Origin of the sequence: Enterobacter sp. SES19 (genome assembly GCF_011765665.1) — a bacterium.
In the GTDB taxonomy this organism is placed as follows: Bacteria; Pseudomonadota; Gammaproteobacteria; order Enterobacterales; family Enterobacteriaceae; genus Enterobacter; species Enterobacter pseudoroggenkampii.
Map to the genome: position 1 here is coordinate 3,616,117 of NZ_CP050320.1, position 15,207 is coordinate 3,631,323.

At 56.8% G+C, this 15,207-nt stretch carries 17 protein-coding genes; 3 read left to right on the forward strand and 14 right to left on the reverse strand.

Features of this window, described 5'->3' with window-relative positions:
- Positions 1 to 4 precede the first annotated feature (4 nt).
- From pepB to trmJ, 10 genes are all read right to left on the reverse strand, one after another.
- Positions 5 to 1,291, reverse strand: a complete 1,287-nt coding sequence (gene pepB / locus GXP72_RS17120) for an aminopeptidase PepB (protein WP_024908644.1) — start codon at positions 1,289 to 1,291, stop codon at positions 5 to 7.
- A gap of 60 nt (positions 1,292 to 1,351) precedes the next feature.
- A complete protein-coding gene (gene iscX / locus GXP72_RS17125) occupies positions 1,352 to 1,552 on the reverse strand; it encodes a Fe-S cluster assembly protein IscX (protein ID WP_003860650.1) in 201 nt (66 codons plus the stop codon).
- A gap of 1 nt (position 1,553) precedes the next feature.
- The gene (gene fdx, locus GXP72_RS17130) at positions 1,554 to 1,889 is read right to left on the reverse strand and encodes an ISC system 2Fe-2S type ferredoxin (RefSeq protein ID WP_003860652.1); all 336 of its coding nucleotides are present in this window, start codon (positions 1,887 to 1,889) and stop codon (positions 1,554 to 1,556) included.
- A gap of 1 nt (position 1,890) precedes the next feature.
- Positions 1,891 to 3,741 carry a Fe-S protein assembly chaperone HscA gene (hscA, locus tag GXP72_RS17135; RefSeq protein WP_208763169.1) on the reverse strand — a complete coding sequence of 617 codons (1,851 nt, stop codon included), beginning with the start codon at positions 3,739 to 3,741 and terminating at the stop codon, positions 1,891 to 1,893.
- Positions 3,742 to 3,755: 14 nt separating this feature from the next.
- Entirely contained in the window at positions 3,756 to 4,271 is a 516-nt protein-coding gene (hscB, locus tag GXP72_RS17140; RefSeq protein ID WP_024908642.1) for a co-chaperone HscB, read from the reverse strand.
- Between the two features lie 80 nt (positions 4,272 to 4,351).
- A complete protein-coding gene (gene iscA / locus GXP72_RS17145; RefSeq protein WP_003860659.1) occupies positions 4,352 to 4,675 on the reverse strand; it encodes an iron-sulfur cluster assembly protein IscA in 324 nt (107 codons plus the stop codon).
- 13 nt (positions 4,676 to 4,688) lie between these two features.
- A complete protein-coding gene (gene iscU, locus GXP72_RS17150) occupies positions 4,689 to 5,075 on the reverse strand; it encodes a Fe-S cluster assembly scaffold IscU (protein WP_003860661.1) in 387 nt (128 codons plus the stop codon).
- Between the two features lie 24 nt (positions 5,076 to 5,099).
- Positions 5,100 to 6,314 (reverse strand): cysteine desulfurase, encoded by a 1,215-nt coding sequence (iscS, locus tag GXP72_RS17155; RefSeq protein ID WP_008502157.1) that lies wholly within the window; start codon positions 6,312 to 6,314, stop codon positions 5,100 to 5,102.
- Between the two features lie 119 nt (positions 6,315 to 6,433).
- Entirely contained in the window at positions 6,434 to 6,925 is a 492-nt protein-coding gene (gene iscR / locus GXP72_RS17160) for a Fe-S cluster assembly transcriptional regulator IscR (RefSeq protein ID WP_045399615.1), read from the reverse strand.
- Between the two features lie 231 nt (positions 6,926 to 7,156).
- On the reverse strand, positions 7,157 to 7,882 hold the full coding sequence (gene trmJ, locus GXP72_RS17165) for a tRNA (cytosine(32)/uridine(32)-2'-O)-methyltransferase TrmJ (RefSeq protein WP_008502159.1): 726 nt from the start codon (positions 7,880 to 7,882) through the stop codon (positions 7,157 to 7,159).
- 131 nt (positions 7,883 to 8,013) lie between these two features.
- Here trmJ and suhB point away from each other — a divergent pair, with 131 nt between their 5' ends.
- On the forward strand, positions 8,014 to 8,817 hold the full coding sequence (gene suhB, locus GXP72_RS17170) for an inositol-1-monophosphatase (RefSeq protein ID WP_024908639.1): 804 nt from the start codon (positions 8,014 to 8,016) through the stop codon (positions 8,815 to 8,817).
- Positions 8,818 to 8,857: 40 nt separating this feature from the next.
- Here suhB and GXP72_RS17175 read toward each other — a convergent pair whose 3' ends face one another.
- Positions 8,858 to 9,838 (reverse strand): nickel/cobalt transporter, encoded by a 981-nt coding sequence (locus GXP72_RS17175; RefSeq protein WP_208763170.1) that lies wholly within the window; start codon positions 9,836 to 9,838, stop codon positions 8,858 to 8,860.
- The gene (locus GXP72_RS17180) at positions 9,829 to 10,467 is read right to left on the reverse strand and encodes a DUF1007 family protein (RefSeq protein ID WP_208763171.1); all 639 of its coding nucleotides are present in this window, start codon (positions 10,465 to 10,467) and stop codon (positions 9,829 to 9,831) included. Before GXP72_RS17180 ends, GXP72_RS17175 begins: the two co-directional genes overlap by 10 nt.
- A 125-nt stretch (positions 10,468 to 10,592) precedes the next feature.
- Between GXP72_RS17180 and csiE the strand changes: the two genes are divergently transcribed.
- On the forward strand, positions 10,593 to 11,870 hold the full coding sequence (csiE, locus tag GXP72_RS17185) for a stationary phase inducible protein CsiE (protein ID WP_032648681.1): 1,278 nt from the start codon (positions 10,593 to 10,595) through the stop codon (positions 11,868 to 11,870).
- Here the strand turns inward: csiE and GXP72_RS17190 are convergent.
- The gene (locus GXP72_RS17190) at positions 11,865 to 13,010 is read right to left on the reverse strand and encodes a 3-phenylpropionate MFS transporter (protein ID WP_024908635.1); all 1,146 of its coding nucleotides are present in this window, start codon (positions 13,008 to 13,010) and stop codon (positions 11,865 to 11,867) included. The two genes, csiE and GXP72_RS17190, sit on opposite strands and share 6 nt — an antisense overlap.
- 172 nt (positions 13,011 to 13,182) lie before the next feature.
- Between GXP72_RS17190 and GXP72_RS17195 the strand changes: the two genes are divergently transcribed.
- A complete protein-coding gene (locus GXP72_RS17195; protein ID WP_090420216.1) occupies positions 13,183 to 13,605 on the forward strand; it encodes a DoxX family protein in 423 nt (140 codons plus the stop codon).
- A gap of 54 nt (positions 13,606 to 13,659) precedes the next feature.
- Here GXP72_RS17195 and glyA read toward each other — a convergent pair whose 3' ends face one another.
- Positions 13,660 to 14,913, reverse strand: a complete 1,254-nt coding sequence (glyA, locus tag GXP72_RS17200) for a serine hydroxymethyltransferase (RefSeq protein WP_008502165.1) — start codon at positions 14,911 to 14,913, stop codon at positions 13,660 to 13,662.
- Positions 14,914 to 15,207 lie beyond the last annotated feature (294 nt).

The following is a 15,207-nucleotide window of genomic DNA, read 5'->3' on the forward strand; positions in this document are numbered from 1 at the left end:
AAGATTACTCAGCCGTCAGCAGGTTCGCCACGGTACGCACACCCAGACCGGTTGCGCCCGCAGACCACTGCTCAACCGCGGCTTTACGGTACGTTGCGGAGCAGTCGATGTGCAGCCAGCCTTCATGATAATTCTCAACGAAGTGAGACAGGAAGCCTGCCGCGGTGCTTGCGCCCGCCGGGTACGCCGCGCTGGCGGTATTGTTCAGCTCGGCAAAATTGGACGGCAGCTGGCTGCGGTGGAACTCGGCCAGCGGCAGACGCCAGAACGGTTCGTTTTCCGCCGCGGCGCTGGCCAGCAGGCGAGCGGCCAGCTTGTCGTCGAAGCTGAACAGCGCATGGTAGTCGTTACCCAGCGCGGTTTTCGCCGCGCCGGTCAGGGTCGCCATATCGATAATCAGCTCTGGCTTCTGGGCAGACGCGTCGATCAGGCCATCGGCCAGCACCAGACGGCCTTCGGCGTCGGTGTTCATCACTTCGACGTTTTTGCCGTTGCGATAGCGAATGATGTCGCCCAGCTTGAAGGCGTTACCGCTCACCATGTTGTCCGCGCAGCACAGGTACAGCTTCACGCGCTTTTTCAGACCGCGGGTGATGGCAAACGCCAGCGCACCGGTGATGGTGGCCGCGCCGCCCATGTCGGACTTCATGGAGTCCATGAACGCGCTCTGCTTCAGGCTGTAGCCGCCGGTGTCGAAGGTGATACCTTTACCTACCAGGCAGGCAAAGACAGGGGCGTCTTTATCGCCGGTTGGGTTGTAGTCCAGCGCCAGCAGCACCGGTGGACGCTCAGAACCACGGCCCACGGTGTGGATACCCATGTAGTTCTGCTCGCGCAGGTCTTCACCCTTGGTGATGCGGTAGGACATCTTGTCGCCCGCCACGCCGCACAGCAGGTCAACGGCGCGCTGCGCCAGCTGCTCAGGGCCTAACTCTTCCGCCGGAGCGTTAATGGTGTCGCGTACCCAGTCGATGATTTGCAGACGGCTTTCCAGCTCTTTCTGACCGGCTTCGTCGAGGTTCGCCCACTCAATTTTGCGGGTGCCTTTCGGCCCTTTGTAACCCGCCCAGAACGCCCAGCTGCGGTCAGTGTCCCAGCCTTCGCCTTCCAGCGAGACATGCTTAATGCCCAGACCGTCAATTTTACGCGCGGCGCGCTGGATCAGGCCCAAATCATCGTTGCCCGTCAGGTGCAGGGTAATACCGTCGTTGTTGATGCTGTAGCTGGCTTTCTCGCCCCAGCGCGCGTCGGCGGGCTGCGTAGAGAGCGTAATCTTCATCGCTTCGGTCATTTTATTTTTCCTTATTAGCAACTAGCAAACGGGCCGCCTGAAGGCAGCCCGTTTTGTTATTTATTCTGCTTCATCTAACCAGACTAACAGAATCGCCTCCAGAATTTTTTCATTGGATGCGTTTGGATCGTCGTCGAAATCTTCCAGATCGCAGATCCACTGATGCATATCGGTGAATCGTACGGTCTTCGGATCGAGATCCGGGTTCGCGTCGTAGAGCGCTTCGCCGATTTCACGGCTGTCTGTCCACTTCAGTCCCATATTAATGCTCGCGTGCGTGGTTGATGGTGTAGCGTGGGAACTCCACGACCAGATCTTCATCGGTCACCGCAGCCTGGCAGCTTAAGCGGCTGTCTGGCTCCAGACCCCATGCTTTATCCAGCATGTCGTCTTCGTCTTCGGTGCTCTCGGCGAGAGAGTCAAAACCTTCACGCACGATGCAGTGGCAGGTGGTGCAGGCACAGGATTTTTCACAGGCGTGTTCCACTTCGATACCTGCACGCAGGGCAACATCGAGAATGGTTTCACCGGTCTTCGCTTCCAGAACAGCGCCATCCGGACAGAGGTCCGCATGAGGCAAAATTACAATCTTTGGCATATTAAACCTCGTCCACGGACTGGCCTTTCAGCGCGACGCGGACAGATTTGTCCATGCGGCGAGCAGCAAAGTCCTGGGTTTGTTTATCAACGTTTTTAATGGCTTCTTCTATTGCGTCAGCGTCATTACCTTCGGCCACGGCGCTTAAGCGCGCGGCGGCTTCGTCAATCACCTGACGCTCAGCGGCGCTTAACAGCGCGGCGTCGGCAGCGAGCGCGCCGTTCAGGCTCTCCAGCACGCGTGCGGCTTCCACTTTTTGTTCCGCCAGCATACGCGCCTTCACATCCTGCTCGGCGTAGCTCATTGAGTCCTGAATCATGGAGGCGATTTCGCCATCGGTCAGGCCGTAGGACGGCTTCACCTGGATGGACGATTCCACACCGGTGGATTTTTCCATCGCCGTGACGCTCAGCAGGCCGTCGGCATCCACCTGGAAGGTGACGCGAATATGCGCCCCGCCCGCAGGCAGCGCCGGGATACCGCGCAGCGCAAAGCGCGCCAGAGAACGGCAGTCCTGCACCAGCTCGCGTTCGCCCTGCATCACGTGGATGGACATCGCGGTCTGGCCGTCTTTAAAGGTGGTGAACTCCTGCGCGCGCGCCACCGGAATGGTGGTGTTACGCGGGATCACTTTCTCCACCAGGCCGCCCATGGTTTCTAAGCCCAGCGACAGCGGGATGACGTCCAGCAGCAGCATTTCGCTGTCCGGCTTGTTGCCAACCAGAATATCGGCCTGGATCGCGGCACCTACGGCAACCACTTTGTCCGGGTCGATGGAGGTCAGCGGCGTGCGGCCAAAGAATTCGCCCACGCGCTCGCGCACCAGCGGCACGCGGGTCGAGCCGCCCACCATGACCACTTCCAGCACCTCGTTCGCCTCAACGCCCGCATCTTTCAATGCGCGACGGCAGGCCAGTAAGGTGCGTTTCACCAGTGGGGCAATCAGATCGCTGAACTGGTCGCGGGTGATCTCACCCTGCCAGCCCGCAACATTGACGGTAACCGTCTGCGCATCGCTCAGGGCGATTTTGGCGTCGATGGCCGCATCCAGCAGTTCACGCTGTACGCGGGCATCGCTGCGATCGCTGATGCCCGCCTGCTCGCGGATGTAGTCCGCCAGCAGATGGTCGAAGTCATCACCGCCCAGCGCGGAATCCCCGCCGGTCGCCAGCACTTCAAACACCCCGCGGCTCAGGCGCAGGATAGAGATATCAAACGTCCCGCCGCCAAGATCGTAAACCGCGATCACCCCTTCTTGACCGGAATCGAGGCCGTAGGCAATCGCCGCCGCCGTCGGTTCGTTCAGCAGACGCAGCACATGCAGGCCCGCCAGACGCGCGGCGTCTTTGGTGCCCTGACGCTGTGCATCGTCAAAGTAGGCAGGAACGGTGATCACCACGCCGTCCAGATCGCCACCGAGCGTTGCCGTAGCGCGCTCAGCCAGCGCTTTGAGGATGTCAGCAGAAACACGAATCGGGTTCAGCAGACCGGCCGCGGTCGCAATCATCGGCAGGCCGTTTTCACTTGCCTGCAGCTGATACGGCAGATGCGGGTAGCGGGTCTGAATATCGGCCAGCGAGCGGCCCATCATGCGCTTGACGGAGCTGATGGTATTCGCCGGATCGCGCGCGGCATTCGCGCGGGCGTCATAGCCTACCGCGTGACCCTGCTGCTGGTAGTGGACCACGGAAGGCAGCAGATGGCGCCCCTGCTCGTCAGCCAGCGTTTCCGCCTGGCCGCTGCGCACGGTCGCCACGAGGGAATTGGTGGTGCCCAGATCAATACCCACCGCCAGACGACGCTGGTGCGGTGCGGCACTTAAGCCAGGCTCACTAATTTGTAATAAGGCCATAATTGCTTCCGAAATTAAAAATCGAGCAGCTTTTCTTCGAGTTGTTCAGCACTGCTTCGCAGTTTATCGAGAAAACGGAGTTTGCGCACAGTATCTGCCGCCACGTCCCAGGTCTCGTTGTTCAGTTGCTCCACCATCTGCTGATGGCGGGTATCGAACATGCCCTTTACGCGCGTAATAAAGCTTTCCAGACGCGCTTCGTCTTTGGCCTGTTCAATCTCATCGAGCTCTTCGCGAAGCTCCAGCTGCTCCATCAGAAACGCCGTGTCACGCACGGTATGCTGTTCGCTCGCCAGATCAAAACCGTGGAGCGAGAGCAGATATTCAGCGCGCGCCAGCGGATGGCGCAGCGTCTGCCAGGCCTGGTTGATGGTGGCAGAGTGGGAAACCGCAGCCAACTGCTCTGCCTGAGTACCGCTCGCGAATTTGTCCGGATGGTACTGACGCTGCAGATCCTGAAAACGGATCGTCAACGCCTGGAGATCAATCGGGTATTGAGCGGGTAGTCCGAAGAGAGTGAAGTAATCCATAACAATCTCAGGGGTAGCCTGTTAAAACAAACCCCACGCGTAGCGGGTAACGCCACGGTGGGGTTTCGGATGACGCGCGGTTAAACGTGGAAGCTTTCGCCGCAACCACACTCGTCTTTGACGTTCGGGTTCGTGAATTTGAACCCTTCGTTCAGGCCTTCTTTAACGAAGTCCAGCTGAGTGCCGTTGAGGAATTGCAGGCTTTTGCCATCGACCACCACCTTCACGCCCTTGTCTTCAAACACGGTGTCGTCAGACGCCGGTTCGTCAACAAACTCCAGTACGTAAGCCATACCAGAACAGCCGGAGGTACGTACGCCCAGTCGCAGGCCAAAGCCTTTACCACGGTTCGCCAGAAAAGAGCTTACTCGCGCGGCAGCGCTGTCGCTAAGGGTAATCGACATACTCAAACCTCAATTATTTTGCTTCACGTTTGCTTTTGTAATCCGCAATGGCGGCTTTGATCGCGTCTTCTGCCAGAATTGAGCAGTGAATTTTCACCGGTGGCAGTTCGAGTTCTTCAGCAATATCCGTGTTCTTGATTGCCTGTGCTTCGTCCAGAGACTTGCCCTTCACCCATTCGGTGACCAGGGAGCTGGACGCGATAGCAGAACCGCAGCCGTAGGTCTTGAAGCGCGCGTCTTCAATGATACCTTCATTGTTGACTTTAATCTGCAACTTCATCACGTCGCCACACGCTGGCGCACCGACCATGCCGCTACCAACAGATTCGTCGCTGTTGTCAAAAGAGCCAACATTGCGCGGGTTTTCGTAATGATCGATGACTTTTTCGCTGTATGCCATGATTGAATTCTCCTTATGTACCGATTAGTGATGTGACCATTCAATGCTGTTCAGATCCACGCCCTGCTTGAACATTTCCCACAGTGGAGAAAGGTCGCGCAGACGGCCAATGGAGTTGCGAACCAGCTTGATGGTGTAGTCAATCTCTTCTTCGGTAGTGAAACGACCTAAAGAGAAACGGATAGAGCTGTGTGCCAGCTCGTCAGTCATACCCAGCGCACGCAGCACGTAGGATGGCTCAAGGCTTGCAGACGTACAGGCAGAACCGGAAGAAACCGCCAGGTCTTTCAGCGCCATGATCAACGACTCGCCTTCAACATAGTTGAAGCTGACGTTGAGGATGTTCGGTGCGCCCTGCTCGAGATCGCCGTTCAGATACACTTCTTCCATATCTTTCACGCCGTCCCACAGACGGTTACGCAGCGTGCGCAGGCGTGCCATCTCGGTTTCCATCTCTTCTTTTGCAATGCGGTAGGCTTCGCCCATGCCCACGATCTGGTGAACAGGCAGCGTACCGGAACGCATGCCGCGCTCGTGACCACCACCGTGCATCTGCGCTTCGATGCGGATACGTGGTTTACGACGAACGTACAGCGCGCCAATCCCTTTCGGGCCATAGATTTTGTGGCCGGAGAAGGACATCAGGTCCACTTTCAGCTGGCTCAGGTCGATAGGCAGTTTGCCCACGCTCTGGGTCGCGTCCACGTGGTAGATGATACCGCGCGCGCGGCACATTTCGCCGATGGTCGCGATGTCTTGTACCACGCCGATTTCGTTGTTGACGTGCATGATGGAGACCAGAATGGTGTCATCACGCATGGCCGCTTCGAGCTCTTTCAGATCGATAATGCCGTTGCTCTGTGGCGCCAGGTAGGTGACTTCATACCCTTCACGCTCCAGCTGACGGCAGGTGTCCAGCACGGCTTTGTGTTCGGTTTTGCTGGTGATGATGTGCTTGCCTTTTTTCTGATAAAAGTTGGCTGCACCTTTGATCGCCAGGTTGTCGGATTCGGTCGCACCGGAGGTGAAAACAATCTCACGCGGGTCGGCACCCACCAGGTCAGCAATCTGATTACGGGCGATATCAACCGCCTCTTCAGCATGCCAGCCAAAACGGTGTGAACGGGAAGCTGGGTTACCAAAGTTTCCGTCCAGGGTCAGACACTGCATCATTTTCTCGGCAACACGCGGGTCCACCGGCGTGGTTGCGGAGTAGTCGAGATAAATCGGTAATTTCATTGCTCTATAAACTCCGTACATCGCTTCAATGCAAGGAATCAGGCAACCGGCTGGATGTACGACCGAGTACACGGGGCGAGTCTTCGCCCCGGCCTGATTCTGAAATACTTATCGTTTTATTACGCGCGTAATTTGACGTCGATAGCGTCCTGCGCGCGGGTGCTGCGTTGGGAATCATGGCCGTGCTGACGGCCCGATACGTCCAGAACTTCCTGGTTGTTCACCAGCTCACCGAGGGTGATGTTGTTCAGGAAGCCGGTCAGACGGTCGCTCAGATCGCGCCACAGCGCGTGGGTCAGGCACTTATCGCCGCCCTGGCAGCCGCCTTTACCCTGGCAACGGGTCGCGTCAACGGATTCGTCAACTGCGCTGATCACTTCGCCAACTGCAATACTGCCCGCGTCTTTACCCAGCAGATAACCGCCGCCTGGGCCACGAACGCTGGAAACCAGTCCATTTTTACGCAGTCTGGAGAACAGCTGTTCCAGATAAGAGAGGGAGATCCCTTGTCGTTCAGAAATATCAGCCAACGGAACCGGGCCCGCTTCGGAGTTGAGCGCAACGTCCAGCATCGCGGTCACGGCATAACGCCCTTTAGATGTCAGTCTCATGTCTTACTTAACCTCAAACTCGCCCCTGCCCGGGGTTTTTTATTGTAAAATGGGGTATTGCATAGCAGGGCCAAGTCTGACATTCCTGACTAAAATGGTCAACTATTTACTTGACTGTTTTAGTCAGGTATTTAACCTTCCGTGCCGTTTTTTGTCGGGTGACGCTTCGCGTACCCGACCGACGGTTTTGTAGGCCGGGTAAGCAAAGCGCCACCCGGCGAACAGACGACACTACTCTTTATTCTTCTGCTCAATCGACGCCAGGATCCCGCGCAGGATGTTCAGCTCCTGGCTTTCCGGACGCGCGCGGGTGAACAGACGGCGCAGCTTATTCATCACCTGACCCGGGTGGCCTTCGCGGATAAAGCCGGTCGAGAGCAGCGTCTGCTCCAGGTGACCGTAGAAACGCTCAAGGTCGTCCACTAGCGGGTAAGCCGTCTCTTCTTTAGGCTCAACCTCTTTTTCCTGCGTTGCCAGCCACGCCATACGCACTTCATAGGCGATAACCTGCACCGCCATCGCCAGGTTCAGCGAGCTGTACTCCGGGTTTGCCGCAATCGCGACGTGATAATGACACTTCTGCAGTTCATCGTTGGTCAGGCCAACGCGTTCGCGGCCAAACACCAGTGCAACCGGTGCCTGTTCTGCTTCCGAGACACTTTTCAGGCCGCATTCACGCGGATCGAGCATTGGCCACGGCAGCGTGCGCGAACGCGCGCTGGTACCAACAACGAGGCTGCAGCCAGCCAGCGCTTCGTCAAGAGTATCGACGATCTGGGCATTGCCGATCACGTCGCTGGCCCCGGCCGCCAGCGCGATAGCCTGCGAGTCAGGTTTCACCAGCGGGTTAACCAGCCACAGGTTCGTTAAGCCCATGGTTTTCATAGCGCGGGCAACGGAGCCCATGTTGCCGGTATGCGATGTTTCGACCAGCACAATTCGAATGTTTTGCAGCATAATTTTTAATGTCTGAATTCAGTGTCTGAAGAATATTCGGGCATATTATCATAAACGGGAGACATAATCCGATCCCGCTGCTATACTCTGCGCCGATTTTCCTGTTCTTTAACATCCAGTGAGAGAGACCGATGCATCCGATGCTGACCATCGCCGTGCGCGCAGCGCGCAAGGCGGGTAATGTAATTGCCAAACACTACGAAACGCCAGACTCCGTAGAAACCAGCCAGAAAGGCAGCAATGATTTCGTGACAAACGTCGATAAAGCCGCAGAAGCGATTATTATCGAAACGATCCGCAAATCTTACCCACAGCACACCATCATCACCGAAGAAAGCGGTGAACATGAAGGTACCGATCAGGATGTTCAATGGGTTATCGATCCACTGGATGGCACCACCAACTTCGTCAAACGCCTGCCACACTTCTCTGTGTCTATCGCAGTACGCATTAAAGGCCGTACTGAAGTCGCCGTTGTGTACGATCCAATGCGTAACGAACTGTTCACCGCGACCCGCGGTCAGGGCGCGCAGCTGAACGGCTACCGTCTGCGCTGCAGCAACGCACGCGATCTGGACGGCACCATCCTGGCGACCGGTTTCCCGTTCAAGGCGAAACAGCACGCGACCACCTATATGAATATCCTGGGTAAACTGTTCACCGAATGCGCGGACTTCCGTCGCACCGGTTCTGCTGCGCTGGATCTGGCCTACGTGGCAACCGGCCGCGTTGACGGTTACTTCGAACTCTCACTGAAGCCATGGGATTTTGCTGCGGGCGAGCTGATCGCACGTGAAGCAGGCGCCATTGTTTGCGACTTCACCGGCGGCCATAACTATCTGTCTACCGGCAACATCGTTGCGGGTAACCCACGCGTTGTTAAAGCCATGCTGGCAAACATGCGTGATGAACTGAGCGATGCGCTGAAGCGTTAATCCCGGTAATTCCCTCTCCCTGTGGGAGAGGGAATTGAAACTAAAACGGCCGCAATCCCCTTCCCACCGGCACCGCACTCATCCACATCGTTACCGCCGCTACCAGCAGAATCACCCCGCCCGCCAGCGCGAGCGTTGTCCAGCCAACCTGCCGCCACAGCACCGGCGTTTTATTGCCGCTGAGTTTGACCGCCAGCTGACGGAAGCTGTGTACCAGCAGCGCTAAAGACGAAATGGTGAGAGAGGTTCCTGCCGCCATCGCCAGCGCGGACAGCATGCCCCAGCCGAACACGCCTATCACCTTACTGAACAGCAGCACCATGATGGCACCCGAACACGGGCGCATGCCCATAGAGAGAACAATCACCAGCCGCGCGCGCCAGTCGTCGCCGTTCTGTAATTGTTCCTGCGTGGGCAAATGCTGATGTCCGCAGCCGCAGTTTTCATCATGAACGTGGTGCGGCGTAAAGGTTTTGAATTTCGGCTTTTGCAGCAGCACGCGCAGCTTTTTCAGCGCACGCCAGCACAGGAGCAGCCCCAGCAAACCCACCAGCGCGTAGCTGCCCTTCTCCAGCCAGAAGCTGCTCACGTGCAGCTGACGCGCCGGAAGCTGCAAAAGTGAAAGCACAACAACGACCAGCGCAATCGCCACGCCGCCCTGCAGCAGCGAGGAGGCCAGCGTCAGGCCGATGCTCGATTTCAGCTTTGACGGATGGGTGGCGAGCCAGGTCGTAATCACGATTTTGCCGTGCCCCGGCCCCAGGGCGTGCAGAACGCCATAGACAAAACTGAACGCCAGCAGGGAACCACCCGCTTTGGTCGGGTTCTCCGCCACCGCCTTCAGCAGACCGCTCATCTGCTGGTTAACCTCACGCTGCCAGATAATGCTTTTCATCATGACCTGCGGCCAGGCCTGCCACAGCCACAGCGCACCGCCAGTTGCTAACAGTAAAAAGAGCGCCAGCGGCCAGAGGTGCAGCCAGCGGCGCGGTTTCCGAACCGGAGAGGAGATCACTGACATTGTAACGTCACCTCCTGCGCAAACTGTTTACCCAATTCCATATCCTCGGGCGGTGCATCTTCTTTATCAAGCGAGACCGCAAAGTTCAGCGTCTCTTCGCTGGGTTTGGGGGTGTGCACGCCAATTTTGCAGCTTTTTTGCAGCGCGTCCGGCAGCCGTACGTCGCTGTCTTTGTCATAGCGCATGTCAACATAGTAGGTAGGGTCAAAGGTGGAAAAGCGGTACGTTTGCCCCGCCAGCGGCTGCGGATGCGCCAGCGGAAGCACGAACGTCAGCACAGCCTGGTGCCCTTCACGCGTCATCCCGTATTCCGTGGGTCGGTTCAGAAATTTGACCTTTTGCCCGTTGTGCCAGAATTCAGTGAAGTAGTGCTGGCCGAGCACGTTGGCCATTACTTCCGCCGCCAGCTTTTTCCAGATTTCATCGCCGGGCTTCGCATTTCCCGCATCGTAGAGCAGATCGGCCGAGGTGATTTCATCCATCGTCCAGCGCATTTTCAGGCCGCTCAATTGCGTGCCGTCGGTGACCAGCTCGGTTTTGAGGTCAATAAAGCTGTGAGGGTGTGCGCTGGCGGTGAAGCTGATAACCGCCAAAAATAACGCCATCGCACATTGTTTAACTGTTTGCATCAATTCCTCACGTCAAAAATTCTGTGATGTTCCCCAGCAATCCTGAGTGAAAGGCCTGCCGGCGCGCTTTTCAGCGCTCATCCTTTAGCTATTCTTATCAAACATTCACACTGGATACCCGACAGATGATGACGACGCTTGAAATTCCATCTGTGCTTTCCAGTTCGCAGCGCCGCTGCCAGGTGCTTTTAATGCTTTACCTGCCCGATGCTGCCGTCACCGCACAGAGCATAATCGCTGCCAACGGCGTGGACGACGCGATGGCACGGCAAGATATAGCCGAGACGCGCGATGAAATCCAGCGCTATCACCGGCTGGATATCGTTACGCACCACGACGGCTGCTACCGGATTGAAGGCACAGCCCTGAATCAGCGTTTATGCCTGCTGCACTGGCTGCGCCGGGCGCTGCGGCTTTGCCCGCAGTTTGTCTCGCACCAGTTTACCCCCGCATTAAAAACCGCGCTTAAACAACACGGCATCGCGCGTCCGCTTTACGACGATGCGAACCTGCGGGCGCTGATCGGCTTCTGCTCACGCAAGCTCCAGCGCCAGTTTGAATGCCGTGACGTCCAGTTTTTACAGCTTTATCTGCAATACTGCCTTATTCAGCACCAGCTCGGGAATACGCCGCAGTTTTCCCACGTTCAGCGCAGCTGGACCCAGTCGAGAGGGGAGTACTTTACGGCCCAGGAGATCGTGCGCCACTGGAGACGGCGCGTCCCGCAGGGTGCCCACGGGGATGAACAGCTGTTTCTGGCGCTGCTGTTTATGATGCTCCGCACTCCCGATCCGGTGCTTGATAAGCACCAGCAGGATCAGCGTCTACGTCGGGCCATCGTGCGCATGGTGGCCCGCTTTCGTTCCCAGACCGGGATGAACTTCAGCGATGAACAAGGGCTGACCGATCAGCTGTATATCCATCTGGCTCAGGCGCTGGACCGTTCGCTGTTTGAGATCGGCATCGACAATAACCTGCCGGAGGAGATCCACCGCCTTTATCCCCGACTGTTACGCACCACGAAAGAGGCGCTGTTTGAGCTGGAGGCGGAATTTGGGCTACGTTTTTCCGATGAAGAGATGAGCCTCGTGGCGGTGATTTTTGGTGCCTGGCTGATGCAGGAGACTGACCTGCATGAAAAACAGGTGATCCTGCTGACGGGAGACGATAAAGCCAGCGAGGAGCAGATCGAACAGCAGCTTCGCGAGCTGACGCTGCTGCCGCTCAATATTCGCTACCTGACGCTACAGGCCTTTCAGAAAGAGGGGGCGCCGCGCGAAGCCGCGCTGGTTATCACCCCCTACCCTACGGCCCTGCCGCTGTTCTCGCCGCCATTGATTCATGCAGTTGAGACATTGAACGCGCAGCAGCAAGAACATATTCGCGCCATGCTGGAATCATAGCGACGCGCGGGGAGCCACCTTAGGGCGAACAACGATGGCGGGCAAGGCGACCAGCGCCATCACCCAGAAGACGCCGTGCCCCAGATGCTGATAGAGGAACCCCGCAAACACCGTCATGATCGCGATACTGCCCCCCATCGCCACTGCCGAATAGACGGCCTGCAGACGAATCACATCCCCGCCCTCGCGCGCTGCGATATAGCGCATCGCCGCCAGATGGCACACGGTAAAGGTGCCGCAGTGAAGAATTTGCGCCACAATCAGCCACGGTAGATCGGTCGTCCAGCCCATAATCCCCCAGCGCGCCACCCCACACACGGCGGAAAGCAGCAGCAGGTCACGCGCGCCAAAGCGACGGAACAGTTTTTTGCTCAGGGCAAAGATAATGACTTCGGCCACCACGCCCAGCGACCATAGATAGCCCACAGCGGAAGCGGAATACCCTGCCCCCTGCCAGTAGATGGCGCTGAAGCCATAATACGCCGCATGCGCCCCCTGAAGGAGGCACACGCACGCCAGAAAACGCCAGCTCTGTGCGACCAGGCTCCGCCATGCGGGCCAGCCGGCGCTCTCCTGATGGCGGCTTTCCCCTTGTGGCATCACCGACGGTCGCAGCAGCATGCCCAGCAGCATCGAGGCAATACCGATGCTCAGCAGGGCAAGAATGGCGCGATAATCGTAAAGGCTGACCAGTTTGCCCACCAGCGCCGAGCCAATCACAAAGGCGATAGAGCCCCACAGGCGCACGCGACCATAGTCCATGGTGATCTGCTTTTGCCAGGTGTTCGCCAGGGCATCCGTCAGCGGCACCAGCGGTGAGAAGAACAGGTTAAAGCCGACCATCACCACCATCAGCCAGGCAAACTGGTGGCTGACCCAGAAGCAGGCCACAAAGACCAGGGTCAGCAGAGCAAGAATGCGCACGGCCTTGATCAGTAAGGAGGGATCGCTGACGCGCGGGGCAATCAGCAGGCTGCCGAGGAAACGCGCCACCAGCCCGGCCCCCAGCAGGACGCCGATGGTCTCGGGCGTCAGGCCGATACCCTTGAGCCAGACGCTCCAGAAGGGCAGAAAAATACCGTAGCTAAAGAAATAGGTGAAATAACTGAGCGCCAGCCAGCGCGTGGAATGCAAGACCATGAATCCCTCCCGAAATCGAGGCCATAGTCTGGCGAGAATATAAAAATTAAGCAAGTAGATAGCCTGCTATAAATTAACGAAAAATTAACATCTTGTGCAATCGCCTGGCTTATGGCAGGGAATGGAAATATGTATTACGTTTAAATTACTCCACTTGCAGAGGTTTTCTGCCATGAACTCACTACGTTATCTCGATTTCGGCCAGTCACGTCACCTGATGCTGTTGATCGGCCGCATCGCACTTGTCGTGCTGTTTATTATCTTTGGTTATCCAAAACTGACGGGATTTAGCGGCACCGTACAATACATGACCTCGCTGGGGACGCCGATGCCCATGCTGGCGGCCATTATTGCGGTGGTGATGGAAGTGCCTGCCGCTATCCTGATCGTACTGGGCTTTTTCACCCGTCCTCTCGCGGTACTGTTTGTGTTCTACACCCTCGGAACGGCGGTGATTGGGCATCACTACTGGGATATGACCGGTGATGCGGTCGTACCGAATATGATTAACTTCTACAAGAATATCAGTATTGCTGGCGCCTTTATTTTGCTGGCGATTGTTGGTCCCGGCGCGATTTCCCTTGACCGGCGTTAAGCCATAAAAAAAGGCCGCAAGCGCGGCCTTTTTTATTTCTGCAAAGCAGAGGAATTATGCGTATACCGGGAAGCGTGCGCAGATATCCAGAACTTTTCCTTTGACGCGCTCGATAACCGCTTCGTCATTGATGTTGTCCAGAACGTCACACATCCAGCCAGCCAGCTCTTTCACTTCCGCTTCTTTGAAGCCGCGGCGAGTCACGGCCGGAGAACCGATACGGATACCGGAGGTCACGAACGGGCTCTTCGGATCGTTTGGCACGCTGTTTTTGTTCACGGTGATGTTGGCGCGGCCCAGGGCAGCGTCAGCTTCTTTACCGGTCAGGTTCTTATCAACCAGATCCAGCAGGAACAGGTGGTTTTCAGTACCGCCGGATACCACTTTGTAGCCACGGTTCAGGAACACTTCCACCATCGCTTTGGCGTTCTTAGCAACCTGCTGCTGGTAAACCTTGAACTCAGGCTCCATCGCTTCTTTCAGCGCGACCGCTTTTGCCGCGATAACGTGCATCAGTGGGCCGCCCTGCGCGCTTGGGAACACCGCGGAGTTCAGTTTTTTGTACAGCTCTTCGTCACCGCCTTTCGCCAGGATCAGGCCACCGCGTGGACCCGCCAGGGTTTTGTGGGTGGTGGTGGTCACAACGTGAGCGTGCGGAACCGGGTTCGGGTAAACGCCTGCGGCGATCAGACCCGCAACGTGCGCCATATCAACGAACAGGTAAGCACCGATGCTGTCTGCGATTTCACGCATTTTTGCCCAGTCAACGATACCGGAGTAAGCAGAGAAGCCACCGATGATCATCTTCGGTTTGTGCTCTTTAGCCTGCTTCGCCATGTCTTCGTAGTCAATTTTACCGGACTCATCAATACCGTAAGGGATGATGTTGTACAGTTTGCCGGAGAAGTTAACCGGGGAGCCGTGAGTCAGGTGGCCGCCCTGCGCCAGGTTCATACCCAGAACGGTATCGCCCGGCTGCAGCAGCGCGGTGTAGACCGCGAAGTTAGCCTGAGAGCCAGAGTGCGGCTGCACGTTCGCGTAGTCAGCGCCAAAGAGTTCTTTCGCACGGTCGATAGCCAGCTGCTCAACGATATCAACGTACTCGCAACCGCCGTAATAGCGTTTGCCAGGGTAACCTTCAGCATATTTGTTGGTCAGCTGAGAACCCTGCGCCTGCATGACGCGCGGGCTGGTGTAGTTTTCGGAGGCGATCAGTTCGATGTGCTCTTCCTGACGTACTTTTTCCTGCTCCATAGCCTGCCACAGTTCGGCATCATAATCGGCAATGTTCATTTCACGCTTTAACATCCGCATCTCCTGACTCAGCTAACAAGTAAATTTTGGCCTGAAAAGGCAGTCCTGTTGGACGACGGGCAACAGTATAACTGATTAGTTCTGTGATAACAGGTCTTGACAAACGATTTTACGCAAACGTTTTCCTACCCGCCACGCAAGGGTTTGAGGAATAAAGCTCTCGCCCTTTCCAGCGGATTTCTTTTCAGGTTTGTGATGCATATTTTTCATCTTGCAAAGAACCATTTACAACGCAGGGGTATTTTTTATAAGATGCATTTAAAATACATCATTAAAGTGACATCAGAA